This window comes from Pseudomonas capeferrum (genome assembly GCF_013523055.1).
Lineage (GTDB): Bacteria > Pseudomonadota > Gammaproteobacteria > Pseudomonadales > Pseudomonadaceae > Aquipseudomonas > Aquipseudomonas capeferrum_A.
This window is the reverse complement of record NZ_JAAMQM010000011.1, coordinates 77,365-93,521: the sequence shown is the minus strand read 5'-3', so window position 1 is coordinate 93,521 and position 16,157 is coordinate 77,365. Positions and strand designations below refer to the sequence as shown.

Sequence of the window (16,157 nt, the reverse complement as noted above, 5' to 3'; positions counted from 1 at the left end):
AGTCTGCCTTGTTCTTTGAGCGCCACGGTGGTGGTGAGCGAGCGCTGCTCGTTCACTTGGAAGGTCAGAACCCTGAGGCGCGCGAAGACCCGCAGGAGTTTCAGGAACTGGCACTGTCGGCCGGAGCCGACATTGTCGCGTTCAGCAATGTGACGCGGCATCAACCGACAGCGAAATACCTGATTGGCAGCGGCAAGGTTGAGCAATTGCGCGACCAGGTCAAAGCCGAGCAGGTAGATCTGGTGATTTTCAATCACACCCTCACTCCCAGTCAGGAACGTAACCTCGAGCGCGTCTTCGAATGTCGGGTGCTCGATCGTACCGGCCTGATCCTCGACATCTTCGCCCAACGCGCGCGTACCCATGAAGGCAAGCTGCAGGTCGAACTGGCCCAGCTTGAGCACATGAGCACTCGGCTGGTCCGGGGCTGGACCCATCTCGAGCGGCAGAAGGGTGGTATCGGCCTGCGTGGGCCGGGTGAAACCCAGCTCGAAACCGACCGACGTCTGCTGCGCGTACGCCTGCGACAGATCAAGGCACGCCTGGAAAAGGTCCGCAGCCAGCGCGAGCAGGCTCGTCGAGGGCGCAGACGCGCCGATATCCCTTCGGTCTCGCTGGTGGGGTATACCAACGCCGGCAAATCCACTCTTTTCAACGCCCTGACCTCTTCCGAGGTCTACGCCGCCGACCAGTTGTTCGCCACGCTCGATCCGACCTTGCGCCGGCTCCAGCTGGGCGACATCGGGCCGATCGTGCTGGCCGATACCGTGGGCTTCATCCGCCACCTGCCGCACAAGCTGGTCGAGGCTTTCCGGGCTACGCTTGAAGAGTCCAGCAACTCTGATCTGCTGCTGCATGTGATCGACGCGCACGAGCCCGATCGGATGGAGCAGATCGAGCAAGTGATGGCCGTGCTGGGCGAGATCGGTGCCGAAGGCTTGCCGATCCTCGAGGTCTATAACAAACTCGACCTGCTCGAAGATGTCGAGCCGCAGATCCAGCGGAATGCCGATGGCAAACCGGAGCGGGTCTGGGTATCGGCACGCGATGGTCGTGGTCTGGAACTGGTGGGCCAGGCGATCGCCGAGTTGCTGGGGGATGATCTGTTTGTCGGCACCCTGTGTCTGGAGCAGCGTTTTGCCCGCTTGCGCGCGCAATTCTTTGCCTTCGGCGCAGTGCAGGGCGAAGCACATGATGAAAAAGGCAGCAGCCTGCTGAGCCTGCGTCTGCCTCGGGTCGAACTCAATCGCCTGGTCAGCCGGGAAGGCCTGGAACCACAGGTGTTCATCGAGCAACACACTTTGCAATAAATGCCCGACTATGTCGCCGGGCAGCCGTGACAGGCATTCTGTAGCATTGGACGGCGCGCCGTGGGCGCGTCTTTGCTTTATCAGATGGAGAGCGCTATGGCTTGGAACGAGCCGGGTGGCAACTCGAACAATCAGGATCCCTGGGGCGGTCGCCGTGGCGGCGGCGGTGGAGACAAGAAAGGTCCACCGGATCTCGACGAGGCCTTCCGCAAGCTGCAGGACAGCCTGAACGGCATGTTCGGCGGCAGCAAGAAACGCGGTGGTGGTGACAGGAACGTCGGCAGAGGCGGCGGCTACGGCCTGCTGGGCATCGGTCTGGCGGTGCTTGCCGCCATCTGGTTGTACAGCGCCGTGTACGTGGTCGACGAACAGGAGCAGGCAGTCGTCCTGCGCTTCGGCAAGTACTACGAGACCGTAGGGCCGGGCCTGAACATCTACTTCCCGCCGATCGATCGCAAGTACATGGAGAACGTGACTCGCGAGCGTGCCTACACCAAGCAGGGGCAGATGCTGACCGAAGACGAGAACATCGTCGAGGTGCCGCTGACCGTGCAGTACAAGATCACCAACCTGCAGGACTTCGTGCTCAACGTCGACCAGCCGGAGGTCAGTCTGCAGCATGCGACCGACAGCGCCCTGCGCCACGTGGTGGGCTCCACCTCGATGGACCAGGTGTTGACCGAGGGTCGTGAACAGATGGCCGTGGATATCCGCGAACGCCTGCAGCGCTTCCTCGACACCTATCGCACCGGTATCACCGTGACCCAGGTCAACGTGCAGAGCGCGGCAGCCCCGCGCGAAGTACAGGAAGCCTTCGACGACGTGATCCGTGCGCGTGAAGACGAGCAGCGTGCCCGCAACCAGGCCGAGTCCTATGCCAATGGCGTGGTGCCGGAGGCTCGCGGCCAGGCGCAGCGCATCATCGAGGATGCCAATGGCTACCGCGATGAGGTGATCGCACGCGCCAAGGGTGAGGCCGATCGCTTCGTCAAGCTGCTGACCGAGTATCACAAGGCTCCGGACGTAACGCGTCAGCGTCTCTACCTGGAGACCATGCAAGAGGTCTACAGCAACACCAGCAAGGTGATGGTGGCAACCAAGGATGGGCAGAACAACCTGCTCTACCTGCCGCTGGACAAGATGGTCCAGGGCGGCGGCCGCACCAACGCCCCGGCTGTCACTGCGCCAGCCTCGGCCAACGATGAGGCGGCTCGGGTCGCCTCGGAGCTGCAACAGCAACAACAGTCGCTTCGTACCAGGGAGAGCCGCTGATGAGCAATAAATCGCTGATCGCCCTGATCGCTGCCGTCGTGCTGGCAATCGTGGCCTGGAACAGCTTCTACATCGTGGCCCAGACCGAGCGTGCGGTGTTGCTGCAATTCGGCCGTGTGGTCCAGGCGGATGTTCAGCCAGGCCTGCATGTGAAGATCCCGTACGTCAACCAGGTGCGCAAGTTCGACGCCCGCCTGATGACCCTGGATGCTCCGACCCAGCGCTTCCTGACCCTCGAGAAAAAAGCGGTGATGGTGGACGCCTATGCCAAGTGGCGAGTCAAAGATGCCGAGCGCTTCTACACCGCGACCTCCGGCATGAAGCAGATTGCCGACGAACGCCTCTCGCGGCGTCTGGAAAGCGGCCTGCGTGACCAGTTCGGCAAGCGCACGCTGCACGAGGTGGTTTCCGGGGAGCGTGACGCGCTGATGGCTGACATCACCGCTTCGCTGAACCGCATGGCCAACAAGGAGCTGGGTATCGAGGTCGTCGACGTTCGCGTCAAGGGCATCGACCTGCCGAAGGAAGTCAACCGCAGCGTATTCGATCGCATGAGCACCGAGCGTGAGCGGGAAGCGCGTGAGCACCGTGCCAAGGGTAACGAGCTGGCTGAAGGTATCCGTGCCGATGCCGACCGTCAGCGCCGTGTCCTGTTGGCCGAAGCGTATCGTGAAGCTGAGGAGACCCGCGGTGACGGCGATTCCCAGGCGGCCTCGATCTACGCCAAGGCGTTTACTCAGGATGCGGAGTTCTACGCTTTCTACCGTAGCCTGCAGGCCTATCGCGAAAGCTTCGCCAGCAAGAGCGATGTGCTGGTCCTGGATCCGAAGAACGAGTTCTTCCGCTTCCTGGACAAGAGCAAGCCTTGATGTAAGCCCCCGCCCGGCAGCTAAAACGCCGGGCGGGGTGCATCATGCATGAAAACGGGTGTATGATGCGGCAGCCGGGAAATTCCCGGCTTTTTTGCGTCTGTAAGGTTCATTGGCCATGATTTGGCCGCAACGCAAGGTATTCGAGGGTATTGGCACGGCGGCTGCGCTGGGATCGGTGCTGCCCGCTACTGTCTGCCGATACCTGCTTTACTCAAGGCTCGCCCGCGGGCAGGCCGCCCGGACCAAAGGGGAAATGGCGTCATGGCAACGGTAGACCGCTGGCTCCTGCCAGATGGCATCGAAGAAGTACTGCCACCTGAGGCAGCGCGTATCGAGATCGCGCGTCGCCAGGTGTTGGACCTGTTCCAGAGTTGGGGTTACGAACTGGTCGTCACTCCGCATATCGAGTACCTGGAATCGCTGCTGACCGGTGCCGGCCAGGACCTGGACTTGCGCACTTTCAAGGTCGTCGATCCGCAGTCCGGACGCCTGATGGGTTTCCGTGCCGATTTCACGCCACAGGTAGCCCGCATCGACGCGCATACCCTGCGTCGCGAAGGGCCGAGCCGCCTGTGCTACGCCGGTAGCGTGCTGCATGCGCAGCCACGTGCGCTGTCCACTTCGCGCAGCCCGATCCAGCTCGGCGCTGAACTCTACGGTGACGCCAGCCCGGTCAGCGATGTCGAGGTGATCAGCCTCATGCTCGCGATGTTGCGATTGGCCGATGTGCCGGATGTGCACATGGACCTGGGTCATGTCGGGATCTACCGCGGTCTGGCACGCGCGGCCGGCCTGTCGGGCGCGGTCGAGCAGCAGTTGTTCGATGCCTTGCAGCGCAAGGCGCGCGATGAAGTTCACGCGCTGACCGCCGACCTGCCGAAGGACCTGGGCAACATGCTGCGCGCCCTGCTCGAGCTGTGCGGTGGTCGTGAAGTACTGGCCGAGGCGCGCGTGCGCCTGGGTCGAGCCCCGGCTGGGGTCCTGGCCGCGCTGGATGATCTCCTGGCGATCGCCGATCGCCTGGCCGCGCGCTACCCGGACCTGCCACTGTATTTCGACCTGGGCGAACTGCGCGGCTACAACTACCACACCGGCGTGGTGTTCGCGGTGTTCGTGCCTGGGGTCGGTCAATCGATCGCCCAGGGCGGGCGCTATGACGACATCGGCGCCGACTTTGGCCGGGCCCGCCCGGCCACGGGCTTCTCCACGGATTTGAAGACCCTGGTCACACTGGGGCGAGCGGAGGTCGTGTTGCCTTCTGGCGGGATCTGGATGCCTGACAGCAGCGATACGGCCCTCTGGCAGATGGTCTGCCAGTTGCGCAACGAGGGCCAGCGTGTGGTTCAGGCCTTGCCTGGGCAGCCGTTGAGTGCTGCTCTCGAGGCGGATTGTGATCGGCAATTGATTCAGCAAGACGGGCGCTGGCAGGTTCTGCCGCTGACCCATTGAGTTCCTGCGCCGGCCCCTTGCCGGCAACCAAGTTTGCGAATGAGGACAAGTGTTATGGGTAAGAATGTCGTCGTCCTGGGCACCCAGTGGGGTGATGAGGGCAAAGGCAAGATCGTCGATCTGCTGACCGAACATGCCGCCGCCGTCGTGCGCTACCAGGGCGGCCACAACGCGGGCCACACCTTGGTAATCGACGGTGAGAAGACCGTGTTGCACCTGATCCCCTCGGGCGTGCTGCGCGAAGGCGTGCAGTGCCTGATCGGCAACGGCGTGGTAGTTGCGCCGGATGCCCTGATGCGCGAAATCACCAAGCTCGAGGAAAAAGGCGTTCCGGTGCGCGAGCGTCTGCGCATCAGCCCCTCCTGCCCGCTGATCCTGTCCTACCACGTGGCCCTCGACCAGGCCCGTGAAAAGGCTCGCGGCGAGCTGAAGATCGGCACCACCGGTCGTGGTATCGGCCCGGCTTACGAAGACAAGGTAGCCCGCCGTGGCCTGCGTGTCGGCGATCTGTTCCACCGCGAGCGTTTTGCCGCCAAGCTGGGCGAGTTGCTGGACTACCACAACTTCCAGCTGGTCAATTACTACAAGGAACCGGCCATCGACTTCCAGCAGACGCTGGACGAGTGCATGGCCTATGCCGAGCAGCTGCAACCGATGATGCTCGATGTCACCGCGCAGCTGCATACCCTGCGCCGCGCTGGCAAGGACATCATGTTCGAAGGTGCCCAGGGTTCGCTGCTGGACATTGACCATGGTACCTACCCATACGTCACCAGCTCGAACACCACCGCCGGCGGCATCGCTACCGGTTCCGGCGTCGGCCCGATGTTCATCGACTACATCCTCGGCATCACCAAGGCCTACACCACCCGTGTCGGCTCCGGTCCGTTCCCGACCGAACTGTTCGATGACACTGGCGCCTTCCTGGCCAAGCGTGGCCACGAGTTCGGCTCCACCACCGGTCGTGCCCGTCGTTGTGGCTGGTTCGATGCCGTGATCCTGCGCCGCGCCATCGACGTCAACAGCATCTCCGGCATCTGCCTGACCAAGCTGGACGTGCTGGACGGTCTGGAAACCATCCGTATCTGCGTAGGCTACAAGAACGAGAACGGCGCCGTGATCGACGCGCCGACCGATGCCGACAGCTATATCGGCCTTGAGCCGGTCTACGAGGAGCTGCCAGGCTGGAGCGAGTCGACCCTGGGCGCCAAGACCCTGGAAGCGCTGCCGGAGAACGCTCGCGCCTACATCAATCGCATCGAAGAGCTGGTCGGCGCGCCGATCGACATCATCTCCACCGGTCCGGACCGCAACGAGACTATCGTGCTGCGTCATCCGTTCGGCTGATTCAGACCTTTCGAGGCTGAGCCGACGCCGCGCCCCCGCAAGGAGGCGCGGCGTTTTCGTTCAGGGCGCCAGTGTCCGAAAACCTGCATTTGGCAGGTTTACCTCCTGCCCGGCACAACCCTTGCTGCAAGAATGCTCCGAGGGTGCCATCAAAGTAATGGCGTCAATCGTTTGGGGGGTTCTACGTGTCGGCCATTCTCTCTCTGTTACGAAGCCGCCTGTTGCGGCCCGTGTTTGTTGCCTTGGGTATCGCACTTCTGGTGCAGGTGCTGGTCGCAGTCGCGCTGACCCGGAGCACGGTCACCGCGCTGGAGGCCGACCTGGAGGCGCGTCTGAGCGTCGACAGCCAGAAGCTTGCCGCTGACCTGGAGCAGGCTGGGCGCGAGGTCCGGTCCGGTCTCGACGGGCTCTCGACGAGCACGCGCGAACGTTTGACGACGGGCCTGTCCACGCGCCTGGAGGCCGAGCAGCTACAACTGCGCAAGACCCTCGAGCAGACCCTCAAGGAGTCCGCCAACGACATGGCCGAACTGCTGGCCTCCGTCGCGCCGCGGGCCATGTGGGACAACGATGTACCGGTGCTTTCGGAGTTCGCTCGGCGCGCGCAGCGTAATCCCAGCGTGCTGTTCGTGGTCTATGACGACGCGCAGGGGCAGCACCTGACCCGCTACCTCAATCGACAGAATCCGATCAACCAGGCGCTGATCGAAAAGGGCCAGGGCGAGCGCGCGCTGGACAAGCTGCTGGAGGCCGCGAGACGCGACCCTTCGGTGTACTTCGTCGAGGCCTCGATCAGTCCCAACGGTGTCGAGATCGGCAAGGTGCTGATGGGCGTGTCCACTGCCGGCGTGGACAAGGAACTGGATGCGCTCGACCAGCGTTTCGCTGCCCTGATCGCCAGTGGCGGGCAATTGGTCGGCGAAAGCTTGTTCGGCGCCGCTGCTGACAGTGGCAAGGCCCTGGGCGCCCGGCTGGAGAGCGCGCAGGCCAGCGCTGCCGCCATGCAGGCCGGTACGGCCAGCAGCGTGCGCGAAGCCGCCGGCGAGTTGCGCTGGCGCATTGGCCTTGGTCTGGTGCTGGTCGGTCTGGGTGTGTTGCTGGTAGTGGCTTTGGTCCTGGGTCGGCGCGTGCTCAGCAAGCTGCGGCTGCTGATCGCCGCGCTCGACGATCTGGCAGCCGGGGAGGGTGACCTGACAAAGCGTGTGGCCCTCGACAGCCGGGACGAGATCGGTGACATGGCAACGGCGGTCAACCGCTTCGTCGACAAGCTGCAGCCCATCGTTCGTGAAGCGGGCGAGGTGGCCCAGCGCACGGGGATCGAGATAGGCGATATGGCTCGCCATAACGCCGGCGCGGATGCCGCCGCCGCGCTGCAGCGCGACGAAGTGGCGGCGAGCCTGCGCGACCTTTCGGCCATGGCGGACGAAGCCCAGGCCGAAAGCCATGCCATGCAGGCCGCCCTGCAGCAGGTCGTGGACATTCGTCAGGCCACGGACGAGAACAGCCGGACATCGACGCAACTGTCCGGGCTCATCGAGAGCCTGGCTGGGCAGGTAGATACCGGTTCCCAAGTGATCGAGCGCCTGGCCAGGCAGAGCGAGCAGATCGAAGTGGTCCTGACGGTGATCCATGGTATCGCCGAGCAGACCAACCTGCTGGCGCTCAACGCTGCCATCGAGGCGGCACGCGCCGGTGACACCGGGCGTGGTTTTGCCGTGGTCGCCGATGAAGTCCGGGCCCTGGCCAGCAAGACCCAGCGCTCCACGGGGGATATCCAGGCGCATATCACGGCATTGCAGCAAGGTGCCAAGGAGGCCGTTTCCAGCATCAGCCAGGCCGGGCGCCAGGCCAGCGAAGGCCTCCTGGTACTGCGTGACAATGCGCGGCGGCAGCAATCGGTACAGGCGGCGGTCGAACAGGTACATACCGCCATCGGCCTGGCCACGCGCGCCGCCGAGCAGCAGGCCCTGGGCGCGCAGGCGGTCCGCGGACGGGTCGAGAACATCCATGCCCAGGCAGAGCGCGCCGCGCAGGTGGTCATGCAGACCACGGCCAGCAGCAAGGTCCTCGATGATCTTGCGGCGCAGCTGAAGTCGAGCCTGGGGCAGTTCCGCGCTTGAATGGAGCGCCAAGGGCCGCCCCTCATGAATGGGGCCAGGCAATCACGACTGTGGGCTTGCCATGTGGGCCCTTGATCGCAGCCGGAGCCTGCAATTGGAACGGTCGTTGGGCTGGGGTATAACTCGAGGTATTGGAGCGGTACCGACGGAAGGATACCCATGTCAGCGGCTTTGTCACTTGCACCGAAAGATGTGCGCCTCATCGATGAGCCTGCCCGGCTGGACTTTCTGCATTGCGATGCGGTGCAAGTTCGTGGCCCGATAAGTGTGCTGCAGGCCTATTGCGCCATGACCTCGCAGCTTCCGGCCTGGCTCAGTGGCGCATTCCGGATTCGCGATCTTGTTTCTCGTCGCTTCAAGGTCCTCCCGATTCACGGGTTCTCGCCGCGTACCCCCGACAGGGTGCCTATACCGGGAGAAAGGCTGGATTTTTTCACGGTGGAAGCGATCAGCGCGCAGCGATTGCTGCTGACCTCTCGCGACACGCACCTGGCAGTCATGGTGTGCATGGACCTGGCCTCCGAGCTTGATCCGGCAGCGGCCGGCGCTCTCATGAGCCTGAGCGTGACGACCTCTGTCACCTGTTTCAATACCTTTGGCCGTCTGTACATGTTGCCGGTGGCGCCGACTCATGGAACCATCGTCGCACGCATGCTGCGTAACGTAACGGCGGCCTTTTCCGTGGTTGCGAGCTGAGGTCGACCCAGTCTGCGGCCAGGTCGACCTTGTGCTCCAGGGTGTGGCGAGTGAAGTGAGGGCTGGCGAACCAGGCCTGGTGTCAGGCCTTGTTCAGGTACATCCGTGTGGTCAGCAGGTAGACCGGCAACCCCGAGACCAGGATCAGCAGGGCCGCGTAAGGTGCCGCGGCGGCAAACTCGATGTTGGCGGTGTGCGCCCAGACCTCGGTGGCCAGGGTGGTCATGCCGGTCGGGCTCAGCAACAGGGTTGCGGTCAGCTCTTTCATGGCATCGAGGAACACCAGGGCGAAGGCAGCGGCCAGGGCTGGGAAGATGATCGGCAGGGTCACCCGACAGAACGCGCTGAAACTGCTCGCGCCAAGGGTTCGGGCAGCTTCTTCCAGCGTCGGTGACGCCTTGTTCAATGCCGTGCGTACCGGCGCCTGCGCCAACGGCAGGAACAGCAACGCGTACGCCAGGATCAGCAACCCGGTGGTCTGGTACAGCGCCGGCACGTAGTGCAGGGCAAAGAACACCAATGTCAGCGCGATCACCAGGCCCGGCAGCGCATGCAGCAGGTAGGGCAGGCGCTCGGCCCAGATCGCCAGGCGGCCCTTGTAGCGCACCACCAGGAAGCTCATCGGCAAGGCCAGCAGTACGCTGAACCCCGCGCCGCCCAGCGACATCGACAAGGATGTCAGCAGAGCCTCGCCGATCGCCGCGACCGGGAAGGCTGCCGACGAGCCGACGCTCAACCAGTAGCCGAGCATGGCCAATGGAATACCGCTGCCCAGCACGGCCAGCGCGATGCAGAACACCTGTGCGAGCGGCATCCAGCCACGCAGGGCGATCGGCGCGGCGCGGCGGGCCACGCCTTGGCCGATGCGCACGTGGCGAGCCTTGCCGCGCGCCCGCAGTTCCAGCCAGAGCATCAACAGGCAGAGCGCCAGCAACACCGCCGACAGCATGGCTGCGTTGGCGTTGCTGAACTCCAGCTCGAACTGCTGATAGATGGCTGTGGTGAAGGTTTGCAGTCCGAGGATCGACAGCGCGCCGAACTCCACCAGCATGTGCAGGGCGATCAGCAATGCTCCGCCGAGCAAGGATGGCCAGAGCAGCGGCAGGGTGACCTTAAAGAACACGCCCCAGCGGCTGCACCCCAGCGTGCGTGCCGATTCCTCGAGCGAGGTATCGACGTTGCGCAGGGTTGCCGCTACCGGCAGGAACACTAGCGGATACTTGGAAAGCGCCATGACCAGGATCGCGCCGCCCAGACCTTCGAAACTCGGGCTCAGGGAGACCCAAGTGAAGCTGCTGACGAAGGATGGGACAGCGAACGGCAGACAGAGAATCACGCCCCACACGCGACGCCCGGGGAGGTTGCTGCGCTCCAGCAGCCAGGCCAGGGCCAGCCCGACGACCAGGCAGGCTACGGTCACCCCGACCATCAGCATCAAGGTGTTGCGCAGCAGCCCCCAGACGAAGGGGCGCCAAAGCAGGTGCACGGCTTCCTGCCAGCCGGCCTGCCAGGTTTTCAGCGCCACGTAAAGCAACGGCAGGAGGCTCATGGCAACCAGGAACAGGACTGGCAGCACTACCCAGATAGAGGGGCGCTTGCGGCGCGGCACGAAGCGGATTCGTGCCTGCTCGGGCAGGGCGGCAGTCATCAGAGCAGACCGACCTCGCGTTCAAGCTCCAGGGCTTCCTCGGCGTTGCCCAGGTCGGCCGGGGTGATCTGCGGCGGACGCAGCTCCTCGAACGGTTTCAGACCCTGGTCGGAGACCATGCCCTTGTGCAGCGGATATTCGGCGGTCGTCTGGGTGATGACGCGCTGGCCTTCTTCGCTGGCCATCCAGTTGAGCAGGGCCTGAGCCTCTTTCGGGTGCTTGCTGGCCTTCACCGCGGCGGCACCGGAAATGGTCACCAGGCCGCCGGCATCGCCATCGGCCAGGTAGTACAGCTTGGAGTCGAGCTGGCCGCGTTCACGCTTGAGGGCATACCAGTAGTAGTTGTTCACCAGTACCGCGGCGACTTCGCCATTTTCCACGGCCTTCAGCGCGACCATGTTGTTGGTGTAGGTCTTGCCGAACGCCTTGAGGCCGGTCAGCCATTCTTCGGCGGCATCACGCCCGTGCATCTTCAGGATGGCCACGGCCTGTTCCTGGAAGGCGCCACTGGTCGGTACGAAGCCGACCCGTCCATCCCACTCGGGGTCGGCGAAGTCCATGACCGATTGCGGAAGTTCTTTCTCGTCGATCTTCTTCGGGTTGTACACCACGACCCGGGTACGGGCTGTGACGCCCATCCAGGAACCGTTGGCGGCCACGTACTCCTTGGGCAGCATCTGCAACGTGGCGTCGTCGATCTTGGCCAGCAAGCCCAGCTCGCCCAGGTTGTTCAGCGGCGGCGATTCCTCGGTGTAGATCACATCGGCAGGCGAGCGATCGCCTTCTTCGATGATCTGGCTCGCCAACTGATTGCTGCTGCCCTTGCGAATATTGATATGAATGCCGGTCTTGGCCTCATAGGCCTTGGCGATGGCTTCACCGATTTCCTTGTGCTGGCCGTTGTACAGGGTCAGGGAGACCGGGTCGGCTGCCATGGCGGCCGGCGCGCCAATCACCAGGCCCAGCACAGCGGCGGCCAGGGTGCGCATCAGCGGGTTCGGGCGGATCGTCATGCGGATACTTCCTCGCTTACGGCTACATATTTGGAAACAATGGTAAACGAAATCGGTTCTCAAGTGGCCGCGTGGAGGAAAATTCATGAGCGAACGGTCTTGTACTTGAGCGACCGATACCGAGCTCGGTAGAGAGACAGGCGACGAGCCCGGTGGATGACCGATGGGGATACCGCAGAAGTCGAGGTCTAGAGAGGAGGGCGCTAGGTGCCGTGGAGAAGTGTCAGGCCGGGAGATTAAATCGCAGGCAAGAAAAAACCCGCTAGCAATGCTAGCGGGTTTTTATATGGTGCCCAGGAGAAGACTCGAACTTCCACGATCTTGCGATCACTGATACCTGAAACCAGCGCGTCTACCAATTCCGCCACCTGGGCAAATCTTTACATCTACTGCGTATTGCGATGAATCTGTTGCTGATCGACAGATAAACCTGCTATCTATCAATTCGAAATTGGTGCCCAGGAGAAGACTCGAACTTCCACGATCTTGCGATCACTGATACCTGAAACCAGCGCGTCTACCAATTCCGCCACCTGGGCATTTCGTCAAGGTCCACGTGATGCTTTACATCAGTGTTCATCTCGACTACAACGTCGTCTCCGTCGTCGTGGTGCGCACTATACGGACGCCCCTATGGCCTGTAAAGCCCCTGGCGAAAAAAAATATGCAAATCTTCAACGTCTTGATTCCGCTGTGCTTCTGCGTCCGAACAGACCTTCTGGCGGGGCTGTCCAAGCCTGAGATTTCCGGTTTCAATACGCCTATGCCACACTCTCAATATATAGATACCAAGGTGAACCCCTCCTGATGGCCGATTGGCAATCCCTCGATCCCGAGGCCGCTCGTGAAGCGGAAAAATACGAAAACCCCATCCCCAGCCGCGAGCTGATCCTGCATCACCTCGATGAGCGCGGTGAGCCCGCTGCCCGAGAACAACTGGTGGCGGAGTTCGGCCTCACGACCGAGGACCAGATCGAAGCCTTGCGCCGCCGCCTGCGCGCCATGGAACGTGATGGCCAGCTGATCTATACCCGGCGCGGCACCTATGCCCCGGTGGACAAGCTGGACCTGATCCTCGGCCGCATCTCCGGGCACCGCGACGGCTTCGGCTTTCTCATTCCCGATGATCGCAGCGACGACCTGTTCCTGAGCCCGGCGCAGATGCGCCTGGTGTTCGATGGCGACCGTGCCCTGGCGCGGGTCTCTGGTCTCGACCGCCGCGGCCGTCGCGAAGGCGTGGTGGTAGAGGTGATCTCCCGCGCCCACGAGAGCGTGGTCGGTCGCTACTACGAGGAAGGCGGCATCGGTTTCGTCACGCCGGACAACCCCAAGATCCAGCAGGAAGTGCTGGTCACGGCCGGTCGTAACGGCGGGGCGAAGATCGGTCAGTTCGTCGAGATCAAGATTACCCACTGGCCCACTCCACGCTTCCAGCCGCAAGGCGATGTCGTCGAAGTGATCGGCAACTACATGGCGCCGGGCATGGAGATCGACGTTGCGTTGCGCAGCTATGACATTCCTCACGTCTGGCCCGAGGCGGTGGTCAAGGAAGCGCGCAAGTTCCGCTCCGAAGTAGAAGAGAAGGACAAGGAGAAGCGCGTCGACCTGCGTCATCTGCCGTTCGTCACCATCGACGGTGAAGACGCCCGCGATTTCGACGATGCCGTCTTCTGCGAGCCATTGGGCAAGCTGCGCATGTTCTCCGGCGGCTGGCGCCTGTACGTGGCGATCGCCGACGTCTCGAGCTACGTGCGCCTGGGCTCGGCTCTGGATGTCGAGGCGCAGCAGCGCGGCAACTCGGTGTACTTCCCCGAGCGCGTCGTGCCGATGCTGCCCGAGGAGTTGTCCAACGGCCTGTGCTCGCTGAACCCGCACGTCGATCGTCTGGCGATGGTCTGTGAAATGACCATGAACAAGTCGGGCCAGATGGTCGACTACCAGTTCTATGAAGCGGTGATCCACTCCCACGCGCGCCTGACCTACAACAAGGTCAGCAGCATGCTCGAGCACGCCCGTACCCGCGAAGGCAAGGCGTTGCGTCAGGAATACGCCGATGTCGTGCCGGACCTGAAGAACCTCTACGGCCTGTACAAGGTATTGCTGGCGGCGCGCCACACCCGTGGCGCGATCGACTTCGAGACCCAGGAAACGCGGATCATCTTCGGCTCCGAGCGCAAGATCGCGGAAATCCGCCCGACCGTGCGCAACGATGCCCACAAGCTGATCGAGGAATGCATGCTGGCGGCCAACGTGGCCACCGCCGCGTTCCTTGCCAAGCACGAAGTGCCCGCGCTGTACCGAGTCCACGATGGCCCGCCGCCGGAGCGCCTGGAAAAATTGCGTGCCTTCCTCGGCGAGCTGGGCTTGTCGCTGCACAAGGGCAAGGAGCCGTCGCCCAAGGACTACCAGGCGCTGCTATCGCAGATCGCCGGTCGCCCGGACTTCCACCTGATCCAGACGGTCATGCTGCGCTCGTTGAGCCAGGCGGTCTATTCGGTGGAGAACAATGGGCACTTCGGTCTGAACTATGAGGCTTACACCCACTTCACTTCGCCGATCCGTCGTTACCCGGACCTGCTGGTGCACCGCGCCATCCGCAGCGTGATCCGTTCCCGCCAGGAAACTCCGCACGTCAAGCGTGCTGGTGCGATGAGCATTCCCAAGGCGCGGATCTATCCGTACGACGAGAACACCCTGGAGCAGTTGGGCGAGCAGTGCTCGATGACCGAGCGCCGTGCCGACGAAGCCACGCGCGACGTGGTCAACTGGCTCAAGTGCGAGTACATGAAGGATCGCGTCGGCGAGTCCTTCCCTGGCGTGATCACGGCGGTAACCGGTTTCGGCCTGTTCGTGGAATTGACCGATATCTATGTCGAAGGTCTGGTGCACGTCAGTGCCTTGCCGGGTGATTACTATCACTTCGATCCCGTTCATCATCGCCTGTCCGGCGAGCGAACCGGGCGCAACTTCCGCTTGGGCGACACGGTCGAGGTCAAGGTCATGCGCGTCAATCTCGACGAGCGCAAGATCGACTTCGAAGTGGGTGAAAGCACCCTGTCCGCGCCTATCGGGCGCAAGCGCCGTGGCGCTGCCGATGCACCGACCGGCGAACCCAAGTCCCAGGCCGCGTCGCAGGGCAAGTCCAAATCCGAGCCTCAGGCCCAGCCGCAGGCCAGGACCGAGCCGACTCGCCGCAGCAAGAAGAGCGAAGCCTCCGAAGCCTATTTCCCTTCCCATGCCGTCGAGCGTAACGCCGAGGTGCGCAAGAGCCGGGAGATGAAGAAGGCGCTGATGACGGACGCGCGTACCGGCCAGAGCGGCAGCAAATCGGACAAGTCGTCCTCCGGCAAGCCGACCAAGCATCGCAAGGGGCCTCCCAAGGCGGGCGCTCCACGTAAAGGCAAGAGCAAGCCATGAGTCAGCTGGAAAAGATCTACGGCGTCCACGCCGTGCAAGCGCTGTTGAGTCATCACCCCAAGCGGGTCAAGCAGATCTGGTTGTCCGAGGGGCGAAGCGAGCCGCGTGTCCAGGCCTTGCTGGAGTTGGCGGCGCAGAACCGTATCCCGGTCGGCCAGGCCGAGCGCCGCGAACTGGATGCCTGGGTCGAGGGTGTGCATCAGGGCGTGGTTGCCGAAGTCAGTCCCAGCCAGGTCTGGGGTGAAGCCATGCTTGAGGAGTTGCTCGAGCGTAGCGAGCGGCCACCGTTGATCCTGGTGCTCGACGGCATTACAGACCCGCACAACCTTGGCGCCTGCCTGCGCACCGCCGATGCGGCCGGTGCCACTGCGGTGGTGATTCCCAAGGACAAGTCGGCGACCCTGACCGCTGTCGTGCGCAAGGTTGCCTGTGGCGCCGCCGAGGTGATCCCGCTGGTGGCCGTGACCAACCTGGCACGCACGCTGGAAAAGCTCCAGCAGCGTGGGTTGTGGGTGGTCGGTACCGCTGGCGAGGCGGAGCAGGAAATCTACCAGCAGGACCTGACCGGTCCGATCGTCATGATCATGGGCGCCGAAGGCAAGGGCATGCGTCGCCTCACCCGCGAGCATTGTGATTTCCTGGTCAAGCTGCCAATGGCCGGCAGCGTGAGCAGCCTGAACGTGTCCGTGGCCACCGGCGTGTGCCTGTTCGAGGCCGTGCGCCAGCGTCAGGCCAAGCGCTGAGATCCCGCGGCCGGCTATCAGGCCGGCCGCTTGCTTTCCAGCGTTCACGAGGGTCGCCGTGGCATCGGCCCGACGAAAGGTCCATTGCCGTAGGGCCGTTCTGGCGATTTCTCCCATTGTTCAAATAATCGCCAATCGTCTTGCTTGTCCGTCCCGCCTTCTCTACAATTGCGCCCCTTGCCGTACAGGCAGGCGCGCATGTGCCTCCGGTCCAAGGCGAGACATACAGTGTCATTCACTCCTTGTCTGACCAGTGTTCTGGCAGACTAT

11 protein-coding genes and 2 tRNA genes are annotated in these 16,157 nt (G+C 63.2%); 9 read left to right on the top strand and 4 right to left on the bottom strand.

What is annotated here, in order from left to right; genetic code table 11:
• Positions 1-8 precede the first annotated feature (8 nt).
• The 7 genes from hflX (at position 9) to G7009_RS13995 (ending at position 9,066) form a co-directional block, all read left to right on the top strand.
• Positions 9-1,310 (top strand): ribosome rescue GTPase HflX, encoded by a 1,302-nt coding sequence (gene hflX, locus G7009_RS14025; protein WP_181130671.1) that lies wholly within the window; start codon positions 9-11, stop codon positions 1,308-1,310.
• A gap of 96 nt (positions 1,311-1,406) precedes the next feature.
• Positions 1,407-2,582: an FtsH protease activity modulator HflK gene (hflK, locus tag G7009_RS14020; protein ID WP_181130670.1), complete on the top strand. Its 1,176-nt coding sequence runs from the start codon at positions 1,407-1,409 to the stop codon at positions 2,580-2,582.
• Positions 2,582-3,451, top strand: coding sequence for a protease modulator HflC (gene hflC / locus G7009_RS14015; protein ID WP_181130669.1), 870 nt, complete (start codon positions 2,582-2,584; stop codon positions 3,449-3,451). Before hflK ends, hflC begins: the two co-directional genes overlap by 1 nt.
• 264 nt (positions 3,452-3,715) lie before the next feature.
• Positions 3,716-4,903: an ATP phosphoribosyltransferase regulatory subunit gene (locus tag G7009_RS14010; protein WP_181130668.1), complete on the top strand. Its 1,188-nt coding sequence runs from the start codon at positions 3,716-3,718 to the stop codon at positions 4,901-4,903.
• Positions 4,904-4,957: 54 nt separating this feature from the next.
• A complete protein-coding gene (locus G7009_RS14005) occupies positions 4,958-6,250 on the top strand; it encodes an adenylosuccinate synthase (protein WP_181130667.1) in 1,293 nt (430 codons plus the stop codon).
• Between the two features lie 185 nt (positions 6,251-6,435).
• The gene (locus G7009_RS14000; RefSeq protein WP_181130666.1) at positions 6,436-8,370 is read left to right on the top strand and encodes a methyl-accepting chemotaxis protein; all 1,935 of its coding nucleotides are present in this window, start codon (positions 6,436-6,438) and stop codon (positions 8,368-8,370) included.
• Positions 8,371-8,529: 159 nt separating this feature from the next.
• Positions 8,530-9,066 carry a DUF2867 domain-containing protein gene (locus tag G7009_RS13995; RefSeq protein WP_181130665.1) on the top strand — a complete coding sequence of 179 codons (537 nt, stop codon included), beginning with the start codon at positions 8,530-8,532 and terminating at the stop codon, positions 9,064-9,066.
• Between the two features lie 82 nt (positions 9,067-9,148).
• Here the strand turns inward: G7009_RS13995 and G7009_RS13990 are convergent, their stop codons facing one another.
• The 4 genes from G7009_RS13990 to G7009_RS13975 form a co-directional block, all read right to left on the bottom strand.
• Positions 9,149-10,714 carry an ABC transporter permease gene (locus G7009_RS13990; protein WP_181130664.1) on the bottom strand — a complete coding sequence of 522 codons (1,566 nt, stop codon included), beginning with the start codon at positions 10,712-10,714 and terminating at the stop codon, positions 9,149-9,151.
• Positions 10,714-11,727: an extracellular solute-binding protein gene (locus G7009_RS13985; protein ID WP_181130663.1), complete on the bottom strand. Its 1,014-nt coding sequence runs from the start codon at positions 11,725-11,727 to the stop codon at positions 10,714-10,716. Before G7009_RS13985 ends, G7009_RS13990 begins: the two co-directional genes overlap by 1 nt.
• A 287-nt stretch (positions 11,728-12,014) precedes the next feature.
• Positions 12,015-12,101, bottom strand: a tRNA-Leu gene (locus tag G7009_RS13980).
• A gap of 78 nt (positions 12,102-12,179) precedes the next feature.
• Positions 12,180-12,266, bottom strand: a tRNA-Leu gene (locus tag G7009_RS13975).
• A 268-nt stretch (positions 12,267-12,534) separates the two neighbouring features.
• Between G7009_RS13975 and rnr the strand changes: the two genes are divergently transcribed.
• The gene (gene rnr / locus G7009_RS13970; RefSeq protein ID WP_181130662.1) at positions 12,535-15,144 is read left to right on the top strand and encodes a ribonuclease R; all 2,610 of its coding nucleotides are present in this window, start codon (positions 12,535-12,537) and stop codon (positions 15,142-15,144) included.
• The gene (rlmB, locus tag G7009_RS13965; RefSeq protein ID WP_181130661.1) at positions 15,141-15,887 is read left to right on the top strand and encodes a 23S rRNA (guanosine(2251)-2'-O)-methyltransferase RlmB; all 747 of its coding nucleotides are present in this window, start codon (positions 15,141-15,143) and stop codon (positions 15,885-15,887) included. The genes rnr and rlmB overlap by 4 nt, the downstream gene beginning before the upstream one ends.
• Positions 15,888-16,157 lie beyond the last annotated feature (270 nt).

Excerpts from the sequence above, each read along its gene's own strand:
- hflK (WP_181130670.1), top strand. The coding sequence starts at position 1,407 with ATGGCTTGGAACGAGCCGGGTGGCAACTCGAACAATCAGGATCCCTGG.
- hflC (WP_181130669.1), top strand. The coding sequence starts at position 2,582 with ATGAGCAATAAATCGCTGATCGCCCTGATCGCTGCCGTCGTGCTGGCA.
- G7009_RS14010 (WP_181130668.1), top strand. The coding sequence starts at position 3,716 with ATGGCAACGGTAGACCGCTGGCTCCTGCCAGATGGCATCGAAGAAGTA.
- G7009_RS14005 (WP_181130667.1), top strand. The coding sequence starts at position 4,958 with ATGGGTAAGAATGTCGTCGTCCTGGGCACCCAGTGGGGTGATGAGGGC.
- G7009_RS13995 (WP_181130665.1), top strand. The coding sequence starts at position 8,530 with ATGTCAGCGGCTTTGTCACTTGCACCGAAAGATGTGCGCCTCATCGAT.
- G7009_RS13990 (WP_181130664.1), bottom strand. The coding sequence starts at position 10,714 with ATGACTGCCGCCCTGCCCGAGCAGGCACGAATCCGCTTCGTGCCGCGC.
- G7009_RS13985 (WP_181130663.1), bottom strand. The coding sequence starts at position 11,727 with ATGACGATCCGCCCGAACCCGCTGATGCGCACCCTGGCCGCCGCTGTG.
- rnr (WP_181130662.1), top strand. The coding sequence starts at position 12,535 with ATGGCCGATTGGCAATCCCTCGATCCCGAGGCCGCTCGTGAAGCGGAA.
- rlmB (WP_181130661.1), top strand. The coding sequence starts at position 15,141 with ATGAGTCAGCTGGAAAAGATCTACGGCGTCCACGCCGTGCAAGCGCTG.